This window comes from Streptococcus ictaluri 707-05 (assembly GCF_000188015.2).
GTDB classification, from domain to species: Bacteria; Bacillota; Bacilli; order Lactobacillales; family Streptococcaceae; genus Streptococcus; species Streptococcus ictaluri.
Genome location: NZ_AEUX02000006.1, coordinates 174,334 through 193,434 on the forward strand (window position 1 = coordinate 174,334; position 19,101 = coordinate 193,434).

17 protein-coding genes and 2 pseudogenes are annotated in these 19,101 nt (G+C 38.2%); 15 read left to right on the top strand and 4 right to left on the bottom strand.

Features of this window, described 5'->3' with window-relative positions:
* Window positions 1–41 precede the first annotated feature (41 nt).
* Together coaC and STRIC_RS05930 are read right to left on the bottom strand one after the other, a co-directional pair.
* Window positions 42–590: a phosphopantothenoylcysteine decarboxylase gene (coaC, locus tag STRIC_RS05925; protein ID WP_008089388.1), complete on the bottom strand. Its 549-nt coding sequence runs from the start codon at window positions 588–590 to the stop codon at window positions 42–44.
* Window positions 587–1,270 (bottom strand): phosphopantothenate--cysteine ligase, encoded by a 684-nt coding sequence (locus tag STRIC_RS05930; RefSeq protein ID WP_008089299.1) that lies wholly within the window; start codon window positions 1,268–1,270, stop codon window positions 587–589. Before STRIC_RS05930 ends, coaC begins: the two co-directional genes overlap by 4 nt.
* A gap of 83 nt (window positions 1,271–1,353) precedes the next feature.
* Here STRIC_RS05930 and STRIC_RS11565 point away from each other — a divergent pair, with 83 nt between their 5' ends.
* The 11 genes from STRIC_RS11565 to STRIC_RS05980 all read left to right on the top strand — a co-directional run bounded on the left by STRIC_RS11565 (window position 1,354) and on the right by STRIC_RS05980 (window position 11,556).
* Window positions 1,354–2,100, top strand: coding sequence for a 3-hydroxyacyl-CoA dehydrogenase family protein (locus STRIC_RS11565; RefSeq protein WP_008089199.1), 747 nt, complete (start codon window positions 1,354–1,356; stop codon window positions 2,098–2,100).
* Between the two features lie 6 nt (window positions 2,101–2,106).
* Window positions 2,107–3,042, top strand: a complete 936-nt coding sequence (locus tag STRIC_RS11570; protein ID WP_008089005.1) for an enoyl-CoA hydratase-related protein — start codon at window positions 2,107–2,109, stop codon at window positions 3,040–3,042.
* A gap of 31 nt (window positions 3,043–3,073) precedes the next feature.
* Window positions 3,074–3,520, top strand: coding sequence for a class I adenylate-forming enzyme family protein (locus STRIC_RS05940; RefSeq protein ID WP_040832085.1), 447 nt, complete (start codon window positions 3,074–3,076; stop codon window positions 3,518–3,520).
* A gap of 81 nt (window positions 3,521–3,601) precedes the next feature.
* On the top strand, window positions 3,602–4,414 hold the full coding sequence (locus STRIC_RS05945; RefSeq protein ID WP_327083082.1) for a lipoate--protein ligase family protein: 813 nt from the start codon (window positions 3,602–3,604) through the stop codon (window positions 4,412–4,414).
* 9 nt (window positions 4,415–4,423) lie between these two features.
* Window positions 4,424–5,623: an NADH-dependent flavin oxidoreductase gene (locus STRIC_RS05950; protein WP_008088775.1), complete on the top strand. Its 1,200-nt coding sequence runs from the start codon at window positions 4,424–4,426 to the stop codon at window positions 5,621–5,623.
* Window positions 5,620–6,618 (top strand): LLM class flavin-dependent oxidoreductase, encoded by a 999-nt coding sequence (locus STRIC_RS05955; RefSeq protein WP_008089013.1) that lies wholly within the window; start codon window positions 5,620–5,622, stop codon window positions 6,616–6,618. Before STRIC_RS05950 ends, STRIC_RS05955 begins: the two co-directional genes overlap by 4 nt.
* A gap of 46 nt (window positions 6,619–6,664) precedes the next feature.
* Window positions 6,665–6,997, top strand: coding sequence for a glycine cleavage system protein H (locus tag STRIC_RS05960; RefSeq protein WP_008088936.1), 333 nt, complete (start codon window positions 6,665–6,667; stop codon window positions 6,995–6,997).
* The gene (locus STRIC_RS05965) at window positions 6,990–7,793 is read left to right on the top strand and encodes a protein-ADP-ribose hydrolase (protein ID WP_040832088.1); all 804 of its coding nucleotides are present in this window, start codon (window positions 6,990–6,992) and stop codon (window positions 7,791–7,793) included. Before STRIC_RS05960 ends, STRIC_RS05965 begins: the two co-directional genes overlap by 8 nt.
* A complete protein-coding gene (locus STRIC_RS05970) occupies window positions 7,786–8,664 on the top strand; it encodes an SIR2 family NAD-dependent protein deacylase (protein WP_008088686.1) in 879 nt (292 codons plus the stop codon). Before STRIC_RS05965 ends, STRIC_RS05970 begins: the two co-directional genes overlap by 8 nt.
* A 61-nt stretch (window positions 8,665–8,725) precedes the next feature.
* Window positions 8,726–9,745: a lipoate--protein ligase gene (locus tag STRIC_RS05975; protein WP_008089461.1), complete on the top strand. Its 1,020-nt coding sequence runs from the start codon at window positions 8,726–8,728 to the stop codon at window positions 9,743–9,745.
* A gap of 140 nt (window positions 9,746–9,885) precedes the next feature.
* A complete protein-coding gene (locus STRIC_RS05980) occupies window positions 9,886–11,556 on the top strand; it encodes a formate--tetrahydrofolate ligase (RefSeq protein WP_008089548.1) in 1,671 nt (556 codons plus the stop codon).
* 141 nt (window positions 11,557–11,697) lie between these two features.
* Here the strand turns inward: STRIC_RS05980 and STRIC_RS05985 are convergent.
* Window positions 11,698–12,719, bottom strand: a pseudogene (locus STRIC_RS05985) (IS30 family transposase).
* 180 nt (window positions 12,720–12,899) lie between these two features.
* On the opposite strand from STRIC_RS05985, the gene STRIC_RS05990 reads away from it, so the two are divergent.
* Window positions 12,900–13,628 carry a S8 family serine peptidase gene (locus STRIC_RS05990; protein WP_083835424.1) on the top strand — a complete coding sequence of 243 codons (729 nt, stop codon included), beginning with the start codon at window positions 12,900–12,902 and terminating at the stop codon, window positions 13,626–13,628.
* Here STRIC_RS05990 and STRIC_RS05995 read toward each other — a convergent pair.
* Window positions 13,593–14,455 (bottom strand): annotated as a pseudogene (locus STRIC_RS05995) (IS982 family transposase). The gene STRIC_RS05990 and the pseudogene STRIC_RS05995 sit on opposite strands and share 36 nt — an antisense overlap.
* Before the next feature lie 64 nt (window positions 14,456–14,519).
* On the opposite strand from STRIC_RS05995, the gene STRIC_RS06000 reads away from it, so the two are divergent.
* The 3 genes from STRIC_RS06000 to cls all read left to right on the top strand — a co-directional run bounded on the left by STRIC_RS06000 (window position 14,520) and on the right by cls (window position 19,002).
* Window positions 14,520–17,108 (top strand): S8 family serine peptidase, encoded by a 2,589-nt coding sequence (locus tag STRIC_RS06000; RefSeq protein ID WP_200857379.1) that lies wholly within the window; start codon window positions 14,520–14,522, stop codon window positions 17,106–17,108.
* Complete coding sequence (locus STRIC_RS11815; RefSeq protein ID WP_008089346.1) at window positions 17,105–17,257, top strand: LPXTG cell wall anchor domain-containing protein; 153 nt, start codon at window positions 17,105–17,107, stop codon at window positions 17,255–17,257. Before STRIC_RS06000 ends, STRIC_RS11815 begins: the two co-directional genes overlap by 4 nt.
* Before the next feature lie 176 nt (window positions 17,258–17,433).
* The gene (cls, locus tag STRIC_RS06005) at window positions 17,434–19,002 is read left to right on the top strand and encodes a cardiolipin synthase (RefSeq protein WP_040832213.1); all 1,569 of its coding nucleotides are present in this window, start codon (window positions 17,434–17,436) and stop codon (window positions 19,000–19,002) included.
* The last annotated feature ends 99 nt before the right edge of the window (window positions 19,003–19,101 follow it).

Below are 19,101 nucleotides of genomic sequence, written 5' to 3' on the forward strand. Positions count from 1 at the left end.
ATATTATAATACATGATTTTGACGGGGGTGACAAGACACAATTAAGCATTTTTTAAGAGAAAATCAATTGAGTTCAAGATATCATTGAGATCTGCTAAAGATCCAGGACCAGTATCCCCACAAGCTAACAAACTAGATTTTGGAGGAATTTCTTTAAAACCGAAATCTGTTAGTCGTTTGATATTTTCTTGTGTCGCAGGATTTAAGTACATTTTGGTGTTCATAGCTGGAGCGATGAGTTTTGGTGTGCTTTCTGGTAAAGCCAGAGCGACACTAGTGACAATATTATCTGCAAATCCATAAGAGAGATGTGCTAAAGTATTTGCACTAGCAGGTGCTAAGATGAACAGATCAGTTTGCTTGGCTAGCTCAATATGATTGACAATTTTAACATCGTTTTCTGCCATCACATCTAAGTGAACAGGATTTTTGGATAAGACTTGAAGAGTTAGTGGCGTGATGAAAGCAGTAGCAGCTTGTGTCATCAAAACGGTCACGTCATAACCTCTTTTAACCAATTGACTCGTTAAATCAGCTGCTTTATAGGCAGAGATACTACCTGAAACGGCTAAGGTGACTTTTTTTATCATAATTGACTTACCTTTTCATAGATTAATTGGGCAATTGCTTCTTTCGTGTCAGCTTGCTCTACTTGAGTCTCACTAACTAAAAGTGCTTTATGACCCTTGTCTGTAATATCCTTTAAATCATTGGCTAGAATATAATCGGCTTTATTCTTTTTAAGACTTTCTCGAGCTACTTTAATTAATTCCTCTTTTGCAACATCAACTAAGAGTTTAAAACCAAATAGATGAATCTGCGGATGCCATTGTTTCACGTAGGAAATCACTTTTGGTGTTTTCTTAAGAAAGAGTACCTGGTAGTCTGATTGAGATGAAATTTTCCCTTGATCGTTTTGGTGATGAAGAAATTGACTTAAATCATCAGATTCATTGACACTCTCAAAATCAGTCATATAAACGGGTGTGTAATCAGATACTGCCATACTGTGAATTAAGACCTGATGTTTTGGCACCTCATTTTCTAAAACAGCCATGAGATCCGCAACAGTTGTAATATCAATGGTGGTTAAATGAGAATGTTGATGCGGTTTAATTGCCGATTTGGTAGTGACTAGGGTGACGTCATGGCCTTGATTTAAGAATTTTTGGGCTATTATTGCTCCAAGCCTTCCAGTAGAGTGATTAGTAATGCCTCTAACGGTATCAATCTTTTCTGTTGTACCGCCTGATGTGATTAATAGTTTCATAGACATATTTTACTAAAATTTTAGGAAATAGTAAACGAAGCTTCTTCATTTTTTAGAGCATTTTGATAGTCATATTAGAGTATGTGAAAACATTTTCATATGTATTATTTGGTAATTACATCAAAAAACGGTATGATAAAACTATTAAAAAAGAATGGGGAAGTTACATGAGACGAGTTACCATCTTAGGATCTGGGATGATGGGTAAGCAAATCGCTACTTTTTTGATAAACAATAACATGACTGTTGATTTAGTTAAAGTCACTGATACAAAAGATTGGCAAAAGGATCTAGCAAAGTTAGAAGCCTATGTCACAAAACGTCTTTTTAAGCTAGAGTATATCAATCGATTGCAAGTCAAGCACTTAGAAGATGTGTTAACTGACGGAATTACAAGTGATTTAGTAATTGAAGCAGTTGTAGAAGATTTAGTTGCCAAGCAAGTACTTTTTGGTCGTGTGCTAGCTGTAATAGCTCCCGAGACTATAATTGCTACGAATACCTCAACTTTAAGCATTACTAGAATTGCTGAGGGATTCAAAGCTTCTGAGAAAAACCGTTTTTTAGGCTTGCATTTTTTTGCGCCAGTTCGTCACATGAAGTTAGTGGAAGTAATTCCACATGAGTTACTTTCGCAAGTTTATGTTAAAAAAATCAATCACTTCATCTCCAATCAGCTAGGAAAAGAAGCGATTGTGGTGAAAGACGTTTTGGGTTTTTTGGCGAATCGGATTGGTTTTTTTGCCAATCATGATGTGATGCGTCTCAGTGAGCACTATGGTATGGCTCCGGAACTAGTTGATTACCTTTCTTGCCACGCTCTTAAGTGATCCCCTATGGGACCTTATCTCTTGACTGATTACACTGGCTTGGAGTTATCCTATCAAGTTCGCCTCCTGTATGAGGCAGATAGTCGAGAAAAGGACTTTTTTAGCTCTCGTCCTCTAGCAGAATATATGAAAAACTTATCTGTCAAAGACAAGTCACTTTCTCTGACTTATTATAAGACAGACGAAGAGAAAAATCTGGTGATGGATCCACAAACTTTCCATTATCGAGAGCTGAAAAAACCTAATCATGATTTGATTAAAGGTTTTAACAAATCTTATCCTGTCAGTCACTTGAAAAACATACTAACATCAGATCATCCTTTGGCTAATTATCTTTGGGAAGTCATTGCCAACTTACTCTATTATGCTGCTTATAATGTTGGTTATGCTACTGACGATTATCGAGATATTGATCGCTGCTTGGTATGGGGATATAACTGGCAATTAGGTCCCTTCCAACTAGGGGATCAACTGGGCTTTGACTGGGTAACAGAAAGACTTGAGAAGCATTTCGGCCAGCTTCCTGATTGGATTAATCAAAAACAAACGGCTTTTTATCAAGAAGGAGAAAACCTAGATGGCAAGGTTGCAGTAGAGTCTCTAGCTCCTCATTTAATATGGGAGAAAGCCCACCAATCAAGTCTTAGAGCAACCAAGGACCAGATACTTGTCTTTGACATCAGAACACCAAAGTCAACCATTAATCCACATTTATTAAGTGATCTATTAGAAGCTATTACTTTAATGGAAAATAGTGACTATAAGGGCTTGGTCATTGATAGTAGTGGCAAATCCTTTTCAGTTGGTTATGATATCTCCCTAATGATTGAACAAATCGAGTCCGGTCAGATTGTAGAAGAGATGACTAGATCCTATGAGCAAACGCACCAGCTCTTAAAGGCCCTTAAATACAATTCTAAGCCAATTATTGCTGCTATGTAAAGCTGCCGAAGTGGTTTACCGATCACCGCAAATGTTTTCTGGCTACTATAAGGACGTTGAGGCCACCGAAAAAGCTCTGGCACATGGTTGGTTTCATTCCGGTGATATCATTCAATATGATGAGATGGGCTTAGCCATAATGGTTGACCGAGATAAAGATTTAATCAAGACAGGTGGAGAGTCGGTTTCTTCAAGCCGAGTTGAAGCTATTCTAAGACTCCATGAAGAAGTCAGAAATGCTGCCGTTTTAGGCTTTCCAAATCACAAGTGGGGGGAAGTGGTTGTGGCCTTTGTGGTCAAAAACAAATCATCAAGCCTAACTGAAGAGGAGCTCCTTAGCTTTAGTCGGAAGCATTTAGCAGGTTTTGAAAATCCTAAAGCAATTGTTTTTCTGGATAAGTTGCCTGAAACAGTCGCAAGCAAAATTTTGAAATTTAAATTAAAAGAAACCTATCTTAATGATTTTACCGAATTGTAGTAGTAGCCTGACTGGAAAAATAGAGGATTTTAAGCTAAAATAGAAGAAGTATGTTAACTTGAAATGAGGAATAGTCTAGTGATTCAATTAAAGGATTTGACCACCTTGCCGGTGCAAATCTTCCAAGAACCCATTACTACGAAAGAGAATGTGAGGTCTCCTTTTATTTGGAGTGATGTCTTTTTGCGTGCCATTAATCAAGAATCCAATCGCATCATTCTTCATGTTTGGCCGATGACGAATACTGTCATCTTAGGGATGTTAGATCGTCAACTTCCTTATTTAGCCTTAGCCAAAGAAAGTATTGAAAAGCAAGGTTATTATCCTGTGGTTCGGAATATTGGAGGACTTGCTGTTGTGGCAGATCAAGGGATTCTCAATTTTTCTTTGATTATTCCTGATCAACTCTCAGAACATATCAGTATTGGAGATGCTTACCTGATCATGGTAGATTTGGTTAAGGCTATGTTTTCAGATTTTTATCAAATGATTGAGTATTTTGAAATAAAACAGTCTTATTGTCCAGGAAATTACGACCTTAGTATTAATGGCAAAAAATTTGCAGGATTAGCCCAAAGACGCATTAAAAAAGGGATTTTAATTTCAATCTATCTGAGTGTTTGTGGAAATCAGATGAGTCGTGGAGAAATGATTGCTGAGTTTTACCGCATAGGACTTGGTGACGGCAAAAGTAACGTGACCTATCCTGAGGTTGATCCGACTTCAATGGCTAATGTATCAGACCTTCTTGAAACTAGCTTCACCGTAGAGGACTTGATTGAGCGATTGCAGTTAACCCTGAGGCAACTTGGGTTTGCCATTACGAACTGGCAACCAGAAGAAGAGCTACTACAATCCTTTAAAAAAGAAGCGCAGACCTCGTCTGCTAGATAAGGATCATCCATGAAATCAAGTTTTAAAGCACTGTTTGACCCTTTAAAGCTACCTAATGGCATCATATTAGAAAATCGTTTTGTCCTATCACCCATGGTAACCAATTCATCAACCAAAGAAGGCTTTGTTACTCAGGATGATGTGGCCTATTCTCTAAGACGAGCAGAATCAGCTCCTTTACAAATCACTGGAGCTGCTTACGTTGATGAGTATGGACAACTCTTTGAATATGGCTTTAGTGTCTCTAAGGATGAGGATATCCCAGGACTAAAGCAATTAGCAGCTGCGATGAAAGCAAAAGAGGCTAAAGCGGTCTTACAGTTGACACATGCTGGGCGCTTCTCGAGTCATACCTTAACAAAGCATGGTTTTGTTTATGGCCCTAGTCCTATGATCCTTCAATCACCAAAGCCACATCAGGTCAAGTCCTTAAGTCTTTTGCAGATTAAAAATCTCATAGATGCTTATGCTAATGCAACTAGAAGAGCAATTGCCGCAGGTTTTGATGGCGTTGAAGTATCTTCAGCACAACGCTTGCTGATTCAGACCTTCTTTTCAACCTTTTCTAATCAACGAAAAGATGCTTATGGCTGTGACAGCTTGGAAAATCGCTCTCGTTTTGGCTTAGAAGTGCTTAAGGCTGTTCAAGAAGTGATTAAGCAAGAGGCACCTGACTCTTTTATCTTTGGTTTTCGTGTGACACCAGAAGAAACAAGAGGTTCCCAGATTGGTTATACGATAGAAGACTGTCTGCAATTTTTAGACTGGGCTTTAGAGTTTGCCCGGTTAGATTATCTAGCCATTGCTAGTTGGGGACATGATGTTTTTCGCAACACCCTTAGAGCTAAAGGGCCAAATCAAGGAAGACTGGTCAACCAGGTCATGCATGAACACTTTAGCGGTCGCTTACCTATTATGGCAACCGGAGGTATCAATAGTCCTCAAAAAGCGATAGAAGCTTTGCAAAATGCTGATTTTGTTGGTGCATCAACACCCTTAGTTGTGGATCCAGAATTTGCCACCAAAATACGTGAGGGTCGCGAAGATACTATCCAACTAAAAATCAAACTCAGTGACTTGGAAAGCCTTGCTATACCTCAAGCTTCTTTTAAAGATATTGTTCCTTTGATGGACTATGGAGAGTCTCTACCTCAAGAAGAGCGTGAATTATTTAGGGGACTAAAAGAAAACTACAAGGAGCAAACATGAAATTAAGTGTCTTGGATTATGGGGTGATTGATAAAGACAAAACGCCTCAAGAAGCCTTAGCAGAAACCAGGCAATTGGCTCAAAAAGCCGAAGAGCTGGGGTATCATCGTTTTTGGGTAGCTGAGCATCACGGCATTCAAGCCTTTGCCATTAGTAGTCCTGAGTTATTGATGATGCATTTAGCTGACCATACTAAAAGCATTCGCATTGGTTCAGGCGGTATTATGGCTTTACATTACAGTAGTTTTAAGATAGCTGAAACCATAGCTACTTTAGCTAGTCTTCATCCAGACCGAATTGACCTAGGTCTTGGCAACTCGCTAAGTACCCTGCCGGTTCAAAAAGCCTTATCAAGCATTCATGTCAAAGAGGATTACCCTAAGGTAGTAGAAATATTAAGCCGATATTTATCTCCTCAGCAACCAAATCCCACTTCGGTTTGCCTTCAACCTCATAGTCACGCTCTGCCAAGTATTTGGACATTAAGCAATAGCGCAGAAACAGCAGCATTAGCAGGACGTTTGGGTCTAGGCTATACCTTTGGCATCTTTCCTTATATGCCAAAAGACCCACTAACGGAAGCTAAACGTGTCTCTCATAGCTATTATCAGGCTTTTAAAGCTTCAGATTATGCACAAGAAGCCCATCTTATCTTAGCGGCCTTTATTGTGATTGCTGAAACAGATGACCAAGCTGAAATGCTTGCCAAGTCATTAGACATTTGGATGTTAGGTAATCAGGATTTCAATGAATTTACGACCTATCCAAATGGTGAAGAAGCTTTGCGTTACCAATTAACAGCAAAGCAAAAAGAAGTCATCTCACTCAACCGTAATCGTATGATTATCGGTAGCCCAAACACAGTTAAAAAAGAGCTTGATCAGCTAATCAAAGCTAGTCAAGCTAAAGAACTATTGGCTATTCCTTTAGTTCCTGGCTTTGACCAGAGAGTTAAAGCCTTAGAGCTATTAGCTCAATTGTATAAAACACCCTAACCTTAACCTTCGCGGTTACTTTAATGATTGAAAGGAATCTCATATCATGAAAAAAATGGCAAACTATCTCTTAATTGAACAAAACGAAGACCAATATACTATCAGTATGACATCTGAGCTTCAAGATGATATCGGAACAATTGGTTATGTGGAATTTACTGAAACCAATCAAGTTGCTGTTGATGATATTATTCTTAATTTAGAAGCTTCTAAAACGGTGATGTCTGTTCTCAGTCCATTAGCAGGAACAATTGTAGAACGCAATGAAGCTGCTAGCCTAACACCAACATTACTAAACTCTGAGAAAGCAGAGGAAAACTGGATTATTGTCTTAACTGATGTTGATCAAGCTGCCTTTGACGCTTTAGAAGATGCCTAATTCATTTGATCTCCTAGGGAAAATGATTGCTTACCTATGGACAGAAAAAGAGGATAATAGCCCTCTTTTTCTGTCCAAAACCTTAAAAGAAAGAGAAATTCTTTGGCGATCATTACTTAATCAACGTCCCGCAAAAGCTATTTCAGAGGATTATCTGGCGTTAGAAGACTTGTATTTGGAAGAGTTACAAAAAGAAAGCCCAGTTATTAGCCTGTCAGATTGTGAGAGCAGTGACTTCTCAGAGGTAAGAATGTTTCATGGAGATATTCGTCAATTAGCTCTGGATGCTATTGTAAATGCCGCTAATAGTGAACTGATAGGCTGTTTTATCCCCAATCATCATTGTATTGATAACGCTATTCACACCTTTGCTGGTGTCCGCTTGCGACTGGCCTGTCAAGATATTATGTCCAAACAAAAAGGCAAGGAAGCCATCGGGCAAGCAAAACTAACCAGTTCCTATCATTTACCTGCAAAGTATGTTATGCATACGGTTGGTCCTCGTGTTGCCCCTGGACAAGTTGTTTCACCAATTAGGGCAGATCTTTTAGCCCGTTGTTACCGTGCTTGTTTGGATTTAGCCCGTAAGAATCAGCTCAATAGTATCGCTTTTTGTGCCATTTCAACCGGCGAATTTGGTTTTCCAAAAAAAGAAGCTGCTGAGATTGCAGTGAAAACCGTTCTAGAGTGGAAAGCGCAAGATCATAGTGGATTAACCGTCGTTTTTAACACTTTTACCGCTGAAGATAAAGCGATTTATCACTCATTATTACGAAAGGAAGTCTCAAATGACTAAATGGAAGGCTTATTCTAATGAATATGACTCACAAGCAGAACAACTAGCACAGTTAATAGCCGAGGCAGATGTTCTTGTCATTGGAATTGGAGCAGGAATGTCAGCAGCTGATGGCTTTACCTATATCGGGCCACGATTTGAAAATACCTTTCCAGATTTTATCGAGAAATACAAGCTTTTAGACATGCTTCAGGCAAGTCTCTATGATTTTGAAGACTGGCAGGAGTACTGTGCCTTTCAAAGTCGTTTTGTCGCTTTGAATTATCTAGATCAGCCTGTTGGACAATCTTATCTTGATCTCTTAGATATGATCAAAAATAAGGCTTATCATATTATCACAACCAATGCTGATAATGCCTTTTGGGCAGCACATTATGACCCTGAGAAAATCTTTCATATCCAAGGGGAATATGGTCTTTGGCAGTGCAGTCAGCATTGTCACCAACAGACCTACAAAAATGATGAGCTCATTCGGGAGATGATTGCCAAGCAGGCTAATATGAAGATTCCTGCTGAGCTCATTCCCCTTTGTCCTAAATGCGGGGAGCCTTTTGAAATAAATAAACGTAATGAAGAAAAAGGAATGGTCGAAGATGCTGATTTTCATGCTCAAAAAGAACGCTATGAGGCCTTTTTAAATCAACATCAAACAGGCAAGGTACTTTATATCGAAATTGGAGTTGGTCATACCACTCCTCAATTTATCAAACACCCATTCTGGAAACGAGTAGCTGAAAATCCTGATGCATTATTGGTAACGCTAAACCATAAGCATTACCGCATGCCTCTTGCTATACGCCAGCAAAGCTTAGAGTTAACGCAGCACATTTCCCAGTTAATAGCAGAAACAAAAGCTCTTTTTAACCAATAATGAATCTCAAAGACACCAGGAGTATTAATACTCACTGGTTTTTTAGAAAAAGGAGAAAAACATGTATTTGATTGAACCCATTCGTAACGGAAAACGTATCACTGATGGCGCAGTTGCTTTAGCCATGCAGGTCTATGTTCAGGAAAATATTTTTTTAGATGATGATATCTTATTTCCCTATTATTGTGATCCCAAAGTTGAAATCGGTAAATTTCAAAATGCCATGGTAGAAACCAATCAAGACTATCTAAAAGAACATCAGATTCCGGTTGTACGAAGAGATACTGGTGGTGGGGCAGTTTATGTGGATTCAGGTGCCGTCAACATCTGTTATCTTTTAAATGACAGTGGAGTCTTTGGAGATTTTAAACGCACCTATCAACCAGCAATTGATGCCCTTCATAAATTGGGTGCCACATCACTTGAAATGACGGGACGCAATGATTTAGCTATTGATGGTAAAAAAGTATCTGGTGCGGCCATGACTATTGCAAATGAGCGTGTCTATGGCGGTTATTCTTTGCTTTTGGAAGTGGACTTTGATGCTATGGAAAAAGCCTTAAATCCCAATCGCAAAAAAATTGAATCTAAAGGCATTAAATCCGTACGCAGTCGGGTTGGGGCTATCAGAGAACATTTAGCTGATAAATACCAAGCTATTACAACCGAAGAATTTAAAGACCTGATGGTTTGTCACTTATTAGATATTGAAAATATAGCCTACGCCAAACGCTATCAACTATGTGAAGAAGATTGGCAGCAAATTGATGCCTTAACCCAAGAAAAATACAAAAATTGGGACTGGAACTATGGCAATTCACCACAATACCGTTACCACCGTGATGGACGATTTGCTGGAGGAACCATAGACATCCATTTAGAAGTCGAAAAAGGCTTGATAAAAGATTGTCGTATTTATGGGGATTTCTTTAGTAAAGCTGATATTCATGACTTAGAAGCTTTATTAATTGGTCAAAAAATGGAAGAAAATGCTCTCAGAAAAGCACTAGAGAACATCGATCTAAGTTTTTATCTAGGTTCCATCACAGTTGATGAACTGGTTTCGTTAATGTTTTCATGATTTAAAGAACTCTACTGTATTTTTAAAAGCTATTTATAGCTTTTAAAAACCGAACTTTATTTAGATTAAATCAAAATAATATACGTTTTATTTAATCTGTGATATAATACCATTATTATTAATAAATTTGAGGAGTTATCATGAAATCAGATATAGAAATCGCCCAAAGTATCACTTTAAAACCAATCACGGAGATTGTTGAAAAAGTTGGAATTGGTTTTGACGATATTGAGCTTTACGGTAAATACAAAGCCAAACTCTCTTTTGATAAAATTCAAGCAGTTGCCTCACAAGAAGCTGGAAAACTTATCTTGGTAACAGCCATTAACCCGACACCAGCAGGCGAAGGAAAGTCAACCATGTCTATTGGTTTGGCTGATGCCCTCAATAAAATTGGTAAGAAAACGATGATCGCCTTACGTGAGCCGTCTTTAGGCCCTGTTATGGGGGTTAAAGGTGGAGCAGCAGGTGGAGGCTACGCCCAAGTTCTACCAATGGAAGATATTAACTTGCATTTTACAGGTGATATACATGCCATTACCACAGCTAATAATGCCTTATCTGCTTTAATTGATAATCACCTTCAACAAGGAAATGAATTAAATATTGACCCACGTCGTATCATCTGGAAACGTGTCGTTGACTTAAACGATCGCGCGCTACGCCATGTAACAGTAGGACTTGGTGGCCCAGTTAACGGTGTTCCTCGCGAAGACGGCTTTGACATTACAGTAGCTTCTGAAATCATGGCTATTTTATGCTTGGCTACAGATTTAAATGATTTAAAAGAACGTTTAGCTAATATCGTTGTAGCCTACCGTTATGACCGTACGCCAGTCTATGTGCGAGATTTAAAAGTTGAAGGGGCTCTAACCCTTATCCTCAAAGATGCCATCAAACCAAATCTGGTTCAAACCATCTATGGAACACCTGCCCTGGTTCATGGCGGACCGTTTGCTAATATTGCCCATGGTTGTAACTCGGTTTTAGCTACGACAACAGCCCTTCGTCTGGCAGATTATACTGTTACAGAAGCTGGCTTTGGAGCTGATCTTGGAGCTGAAAAATTCCTTGATATCAAAGTTCCAAATCTACCAAAAGCACCCGATGCTGTGGTTGTAGTAGCAACTATTCGTGCCTTAAAAATGCATGGTGGACTTGCCAAAACAGAATTAGCTACTGAAAATCTTCAAGCCCTTAAAGCTGGCTTTGCTAACCTGAAACGCCACGTTAACAATATTCGTCAATATGGCTTGCCAGTCGTAGTAGCTATCAATGAATTTGTAGCAGACACTCAAGCCGAAATTGCTCTTTTAAAAGAACTCTGTGCTGAAATCTTTGTTCCTGTTGAATTAGCTAGCGTATGGGCTAAAGGAGCAGAAGGCGGAGTTGCACTAGCAGAAACAGTCGTATCAACCATTGAAGGACATCAAGCAGAATACAAATGCCTTTATTCTGATCAAGATAGTTTAGAAGGCAAAATCACCAAAATCGTCACTAAGATCTATGGCGGAAAAGCTGTTCAATTTGGACCAAAAGCTAAAACGCAGCTCAAACAATTTGCGCAACTAGGCTGGGAGCAATTACCTGTCTGTATGGCTAAGACACAATACAGTTTCTCAGACAATCAATTCCTATTAGGAGCTCCGAGTGATTTTGATATCACCATTCGAGAATTTGTACCAAAAACAGGTGCTGGATTTATCGTTGCCTTAACTGGTGATGTTATGACTATGCCTGGCTTGCCAAAAGTTCCAGCCGCTATGAATATGGATGTCAAAGAAGATGGAACAGCCCTTGGCCTCTTCTAAAAAATGAGATAAATTATTGAAAAGCTTGTAAAGTCTAATACTTTATAAGTTTTTTTATTTTCTAAAAATTAAAGTATTAAAATTATTCGCAAGTTGTCAAGTCAAGTGCAACCAGTTCATAGATAACTAGAGTTCCAGATGTTAAGCTGTTCGGGATAGCTCAAACAGGAATTTTGAGGATTGATATTGAAGAAGTCGTCTTGGGCGCTCATTGATGGCAGTAATATAATTGTCAAGTTCTTCAGAGGTTAGTGGATTAAGTGAGACTCCTTTAGGGACATATTCTCTGAGGAGGCCATTGAAGTTCTCGTTTTTTCCTCTCTCATGTGAAGAATAGGGATGTGCAAAGTAAGCTTCAACAGCTTCTAAGTTTGAGAGTAAACTAAACTCAGAACCATTATCCGCTGTGATGGATGCAATAGGATACTGACTGATGAGATGCGTGACAGCACGGTTAATGGTTTGGGACTGCTTGTCTTCTAGCTTAACTCCTAGTGCATAGCGTGTCTGGCGCTCTACCAAAGTCAACATAACAGCTTCACCTTGGTTTTCTTGCCGAGAACCAAATCAATCTCCCAATGCCCAAATTCAGAACGATCATTAATATATTCTGGACGTTCTTCGATAGATTTACCTAAAGTCTTCTTATTCGTCTTCATGACTTTCTTAGAACGTTTTCTGATACTAACCATCTTAGGCAAATCGATTGGTTTAATAGCTAATACCCCCTCTTTGATATAACGATAAATCGTTTTGGTAGAGGGGACGACTTCTTCAGGATGGTTCACTTTGTAAGTCTGAACAAAACTATCCACACTATGGAGACGAATGTTAGCCGTCAAGGCAGATTCTAATTGTTCAATGAACCTAGCGGAGCAGTCATTCAACTTGAGATAAGAACTCTTTTGACGATTGGTTTCATAGACACGTTGCCCACTATCAGCGAAATAGGCGTTGAAGAAGGTTTGTTTTCCATTCTTATCCTTTACCTGTTCTACTGAACCACGTTTTATTTCTCGGCAGATTGTAGAACGGTGACGACCCAAGAGTCGAGCAATCTCAGCGGGTTTCTTTCCCATTTTAAGATAAGCAGCAATTTCACCCCGTTCTGTGGCTGAAAGATGAGAATAGGATGATTTTCTGGTAGAATTAATGTTGGACATGTTCATCTGCTTTCCATACTGAATTGGGGAATTCTAGTATATCAGACGAACATGTCTTTTTTGTTGCACTTCATTTTACAACGCGGGTATTAAAATTATTTGAGATAATAGGTCAAAAGATATTGCATCTTGATTAAAAAATTATATGATAGTATTGATTAAGAAATTGGAGGATATCTCATGAAGAATCACAAAAGATATAAAATGTTAGGTATTTCACTTGTTACCACAAGTGTTCTTTTAATGTATACAGCTAATGTTCGAGCAGAAGAAAATATGCAAGACGTTACAATAGTTACCACAGAAGAAGTCCTAGCTCCTTCTGAATTAAACAATGAATTAGAAAATTCTAATCATGCAGAAGTCTCAGTACTAGAAAATCAACCGGAAGAAGAACTTACTTCTCCTAAAGAAGAAGCTCAGAAAAGTTATACAGAGCTTCCTCAAGCTTATAAAGATGGTCAAGAAATGAAAGCTCAAACCCTCTTATCACAATATGATGCAACTAACGTTCAAGACTTACAAAAAGTAACAGCTTTGGGAGCAGGTCAGTTAATTTCTGTCATTGACGTTGGTTTTGATATTAACCATCCTGCTTTTAAATTAGATCAAGATATTGATAAAAAACAGATTATTGATGAAGCAAGTTTTGAGGCATTAAAACAAAAAAATAAGATCACCTATGGTCAACATATCAATGATAAGATTGTTTTTGTTTACGACTACTCTAATAATCAAAATATTGTCGGTCCTATCGATAAAAGCACTATTTCTAAAGAAGAACTAGAACATATCAATCACGGCACCCATGTAGCAGGTATTGTTGCGGCTAATAGTACTCAAGTTGCCAATAATAACTTATTACCCATGGTGCTAGTTAATTTCAAAATATCTCAAATTGTAAGCTAGTATGATTTGTTCAATCCTCAATTGCAGCCCTGTCATGCCCCTAGCCAGTGTTCGTTCCATATCAAAAAGGGAACAAAGTTCTGAAAATCTAGTCTCAATGGTTCGTCTCATAGCCATTAGTTTCCAATGATTATGCTGTTTAGCCCCTTCCATATTTTGACGCAAGGGAGTCCAGAGGTGATAGCCATTTTGCTTCAACTCATCTTTCAGCTCACGGTTAAGGTAACCTAAATCTGCTAAAATGACGGATTGTTCACACCTTTCTAGCAACTCGTAAACTGCCTTAATATCATGAACAGAGGCTGGGCTGACAACATAATTCAGAATGTAGCCTGATAAGGTCACTAGCATGTGAACCTTAAAACCGTAAAACCACATATGTTTAGAGGCGGTGTAACCAATATTAGCTATCCCATTGAAAAGTCTGACCCTGTGGTTACGAATAGATTGACAAAGTGGCAAGGAAAGCTGTCTATAATAACAATGGTATTGGGAGAAATTTGAGTGTTCATTGCCTGACGAATCACTTGAACCAGCCAAATCAACTGTCTTGCACGCCTATTAAAGCGACTTCTTTCTAGTAATGTACCGCAGGGAAATAGCTGACAAATCCTATAAAAGTGACGTTGTGATTTAATACCTAGTTCAGCTTGTAATAGCAGTAAAACTAGAAGAGATTGGTCTGAAACTTTGGACAGACAGACGTTACGACGGTGTTTGAAGTCTTCCGGACAATAATCCTGATAAAACTGAGAACAAATTTTTGATAATTGACGCATATTCCATTGTAAGTGATGGGATTTAGCTGTATACTGTAAGTGGCTCATTTGGACTAACCTCCTGTTTGTGTAGGCACTTACAGTATAGTCCTTTTGGGCTTTTTATTGTATTTTGAGATTAACTAGCACCACGGATAACTTATTAGTTACAGGAATGGCTCCTAATGCTCAATTAATGTTGATGCGTGTTTCTTCTTTAGTCAAAGACACAGAAACTGAAAAAGACAAATTCCCTCGTGCTTACGCAAAAGCTATTACTGACTCTGTTCTATTAGGTGCTAAAGTCATTAACATGAGTTTTGGTAGATCTGCTGACTCTTGGGTAACAGTTCATGAAGACGTTAAAAAGGCTATTCAACTTGCCAAAGATCATGGTGTCTTATTAGTCGCAGCCGCAGGAAATGACGGTGCTTTTGGTAAAGAATTCAGCAACCCATTAGCAACTAACCCTGATTTTGGCTTAGTAAGTAGCCCTGCCATTTCTGAAGACGTTCTAACAGTAGCTAATCATGACGCTCAAATGTCAGTCAGTGAAGTAGTGACCCTTAAGACTGGTGAGAAAGAAATCGACTTACCAATCATGCTTTCAAAATCACTTGATGCTCATAAAGCTTATGACTTTACCTTAGTTGACGAAGAGAAGGAACAACCTGACTTGACTGGTAAAATTGCTGTTCTCAAACGTTCTGGATCAGTCAGATTAGTTGATTTCACACCTACACTTCAAAAGTTTCAAAAAGCTGGGGCAGCTGGTCTTTTAGTCATTAATAACAATCCTATTCAAAGTAATATCTTGATTCCGTACACAGAATTGCCTGTTGGGGTTATCAGTCAAGCTGATGGTCAAACCTTGCTCAATCATACTTCAGGAAAACTTGAGTTTAACCATATCTTTAAAGTCATTGAAAATGCTGGTGGAAATCGTAGGGTCCCAGAATCTACTTGGGGATTAACAGCTGAAGGCCATATCAAACCAGATATCTCTGCTCCAGGTTTTGAAGTTCTGTCAACTTTCTCTAACGATAAGTATGGAACCTTGTCTGGAACAAGTATGTCAACACCTCATGTTTCAGGGATTTTGAGCATGCTTCAAGCTGCATTAGCTAAAAAATATGCTCATTTAAATCTGACACCACCTCAATTGCTTGACTTGACTAAAAAAGTAGCCATGAGTTCAGCTTCTGCCTTATTCAGTCCAGAAGAAAAAGCGTTTTACTCACCAAGACAACAAGGCGCTGGAGCAATCAATGCTAAAAAAGCATTAGAGGCTTCTCATTACCTCACAGATGCAAATAATCATGCCAAAATCAATCTTGGCAATGTTAAGGATACCTTTAGTTTTACAGTTCGCATTCACAACTTAAGAAAAGAAACAAAAGAACTGTACTGCATCTCAATTGATGCTAGTCAGTTCTCTCAAGAACTGCTACAACAAATGCCAAATGGCTACTTCCTAGAAGGTTTTATACGCTTTAAAGATAGTCAAAACAGTTCAGAAGAATTAATGAGTATTCCATTCTTAGGATTTAGAGGCGATTTTGCTAACCTACCAGCATTAGAAGAGTCCATTTACAGCAAGCTTAAAACAGGTACTTTCTACTATGCTCCGGTAACAGATGGTTTAGAAAATCAATTAGACTTTGCTTCTGCGGGATTATCTTTTGAGGAAGTTTTAAATAATAACAATAGCTACACAGCTTTGCTAACAGAAGCTACTCCTTGGTTCTTATCTAATGATATTAAAAATGGTAACTTTGAATTAAGTCCATATGGTGCTAGCGAAGTGCCTAAACCAATTGTTTTGGGAACCTTTGCTAAACAAGTTAATGATGAAGAACACTATACTTTGGACTTGGACCAAAATGACCAGGTTTACTTAGCTATTTCACCGAATCAAGATCAGAACAGAGATAGTATTACTCCTCAAGCCACTTTCCTAAGAAATGTTAGAGATGTTCAGGCACAGGTTTTAGATGCTAGTGGCAATATCATTTGGTCTAGCGAAGTGACTACTGCCTATATCAAAAACTATACCAAGAATGGTAAAGAAAGCGATGGTTCTTATAAACTTGAGAAGTTAGTCTGGGATGGTACTGACAATAATCAAATGACAGTTGCAGAAGGTGCACATCAACAAATGATGGACTTTTCAGTACTTGTTAGCACAAAAGTTCCAAACTTGCCAACAGGTGTACATTATGATGCTGAAACAGGACAACTAAAAGTTGAAGAATCTAATCATCAAAATGGCTTACCTATTTATCGCACATTCGTTGCCTTTGAATACGACGATGTCTCTGAAGAGTCCCTATCTGGTGAAACAGCAGAAGGTGAAAATTCTCAAGCAACAGAAGCTTCCGAAGAAGACCTTTTCGATATGCCATTTAAATACAGTGTTTACTTCTACGCTGATGAAAATGGTTATAACAACATTCCAAAAACAATAAAATCTGAAGATAGCAAAGATATTACCATTGATTTTGAGAAGTTAGTCTTCGTGGTTGAAGATAAAGCTGGTAACTTTAATAGCATCAAGCTTTCAGAACTCCTTAAACAAAGCCAAGCAGATAAGCATCCTGATCTAAAAGAGCAGGATGAATTAACCTTACCAGAAATGCCAGAAACAACTGAAAAAGAAAAAGCTAACAAATCTGAGCAAAGACAAGAGAAGTTACGAAAACAGCTGAGCCTGAGCAGTTGACATCGAAAAAACCTATCTCTCATTTGTCAACTCAACAATCTCTTCCTCAAACGAGTGACCGTAAAGGAAACCTTTCTACCATCTTAGGAAGCCTTCTTATCTTAACAGCTTCTTTCTTTGGATATAGAAAACAGCAAAAAGAAGATTAATAAGGACCTTTCCTTTTAATAGTTACAAATAACAAAAAATCCTCCCTATCTTAAAAAAGATGTGGAGGATTTTTTGTGACGTTTTTTTATAGTTCCTAACCAAGTAAGCCTATCAATTAAAGGACAGTATGATATAATGTCAGTAAGAATATTTGTCATCTTGGGAGGGTCCACCAATTAGCAACAAAACTAAAGTAAAATTTTTACTACAAAGTAAAAAGAGTTTTTTAAGAGGTATTTTTAGCCGAACAACAGTAATTGCCATCCTCATCATTCTTCAGCTTTTTTTCTTGTTTCAAACTTACGCATTAGTAGAACAGTACCGGGTTTGGGTAACTATTATAGAAAGTATTTTTGCCATCTCTATGGTCCTTTACTTGGTCAACAGTGATATGGATGCTATATCGCGAGTAACTTGGCTGATTTTGATTATGATTGCACCTTTATTAGGTTCCTTGCTTCTCATATACACCAAACTTGATTGGGGCTATCGGGGACTCAAGCAACGCATCAATCATTTAGTAGACTTGTCAGCACCGTATTTGAGAGATGATGAAGCTATCTTAGAAGTGCTCAAAGATAATACCTCAACGACTTATCATTTAGTGCAATATTTAGAACGTAGTAAGGGGAACTTTCCTATCTACAATAATACACGAACTACTTTCTTTCCAGACGGAGAATCGTTTTTTGAACGATTAAAAGAAGAGCTTTTAAACGCTAAAAACTATATTTTTATAGAATTTTTTATCATCTCCGAAGGTCGCATGTGGGGCGAAATTTTAAGTATTTTAGAGAAAAAAGTAAAAGAAGGACTTGAAGTTAGAGTGCTATATGATGGCATGACAGAACTGTCCACTCTTTCTTCTGACTATACCGATCGTCTTGAAAAAATCGGAATTAAAGCCAAATCTTTTCTTCCCATTTCTCCTTTTATTTCGACTTACTACAACTACAGAGATCACCGGAAAATTGTGGTTATCGATGGCGAGGTATCCTTTACAGGCGGTATCAATTTAGCAGATGAGTATATCAACGAAGTTGAACGTTTTGGTCATTGGAAAGATGCAGGCCTTATGTTAGAAGGAGAAGCTACGGATAGTCTTCTAATTCTTTTCTTACAAATGTGGTCAATTACCGAAAAAGAACTTATCGTTGATCCTTATCTTTCTAAGCACCAGTCTCTTATTCCTTCAGATGGCTATGTCATTCCCTACGGAGACTCCCCCTTAGATACTGATAAAATTGGTAAAAATGTCTATATTGATATCCTAAATCATGCTAAGGAATATGTTTGTATCATGACACCTTACTTGATTTTAGATAGTGAGACAGAGCATGCCTTACGCTTTGCGGCTGAACGTGGTGTCGATATTCGCATCATCATGCCAGGAATCCCTGACAAACCTGTTCCTTATGCTTTAGCCAAAACCTACTATAAGGCTCTTATGACATCAGGAGTTAAGATTTACGAATACAAACCAGGATTTGTTCATTCAAAAATTTTTGTGTCAGATAATACTAAAGCAGTAGTAGGAACAATAAACTTGGATTACAGAAGTTTGTATCACCATTTTGAATGTGCGACCTATCTATACAGAGTCTCTGTTATTTCGGACATCCTTACTGAATTTAAAGAAACTGAAGTAAAATCTACTTTGGTAACCGAGACTCAGCTGAAAGAAAGACCTTTACATCAAAAATTAATAGGCCTATTAGTCAAAACTATTGCGCCTCTCTTGTAATTCGTTTGACTTCATGTTACAATCAATGTATGCGATGAGTCGATTATGGTTTTTAAACATATTTGCGCTGGGGGAGATCATTAAGGCAGAAAGCCGATT

What these genes read in the sequence shown, in the direction of transcription:
- STRIC_RS05965 (WP_040832088.1), top strand. Translation starts at nt 6,990, where the DNA reads ATGCCTAATTCATTTGATCTCCTAGGGAAAATGATTGCTTACCTATGG.
- STRIC_RS05950 (WP_008088775.1), top strand. Translation starts at nt 4,424, where the DNA reads ATGAAATCAAGTTTTAAAGCACTGTTTGACCCTTTAAAGCTACCTAAT.
- STRIC_RS05930 (WP_008089299.1), bottom strand. Translation starts at nt 1,270, where the DNA reads ATGAAACTATTAATCACATCAGGCGGTACAACAGAAAAGATTGATACC.
- STRIC_RS05975 (WP_008089461.1), top strand. Translation starts at nt 8,726, where the DNA reads ATGTATTTGATTGAACCCATTCGTAACGGAAAACGTATCACTGATGGC.
- STRIC_RS05990 (WP_083835424.1), top strand. Translation starts at nt 12,900, where the DNA reads ATGAAGAATCACAAAAGATATAAAATGTTAGGTATTTCACTTGTTACC.
- STRIC_RS05940 (WP_040832085.1), top strand. Translation starts at nt 3,074, where the DNA reads ATGTTTTCTGGCTACTATAAGGACGTTGAGGCCACCGAAAAAGCTCTG.
- STRIC_RS05970 (WP_008088686.1), top strand. Translation starts at nt 7,786, where the DNA reads ATGACTAAATGGAAGGCTTATTCTAATGAATATGACTCACAAGCAGAA.
- STRIC_RS05980 (WP_008089548.1), top strand. Translation starts at nt 9,886, where the DNA reads ATGAAATCAGATATAGAAATCGCCCAAAGTATCACTTTAAAACCAATC.
- STRIC_RS05955 (WP_008089013.1), top strand. Translation starts at nt 5,620, where the DNA reads ATGAAATTAAGTGTCTTGGATTATGGGGTGATTGATAAAGACAAAACG.
- STRIC_RS11570 (WP_008089005.1), top strand. Translation starts at nt 2,107, where the DNA reads ATGGGACCTTATCTCTTGACTGATTACACTGGCTTGGAGTTATCCTAT.
- coaC (WP_008089388.1), bottom strand. Translation starts at nt 590, where the DNA reads ATGATAAAAAAAGTCACCTTAGCCGTTTCAGGTAGTATCTCTGCCTAT.
- STRIC_RS05960 (WP_008088936.1), top strand. Translation starts at nt 6,665, where the DNA reads ATGAAAAAAATGGCAAACTATCTCTTAATTGAACAAAACGAAGACCAA.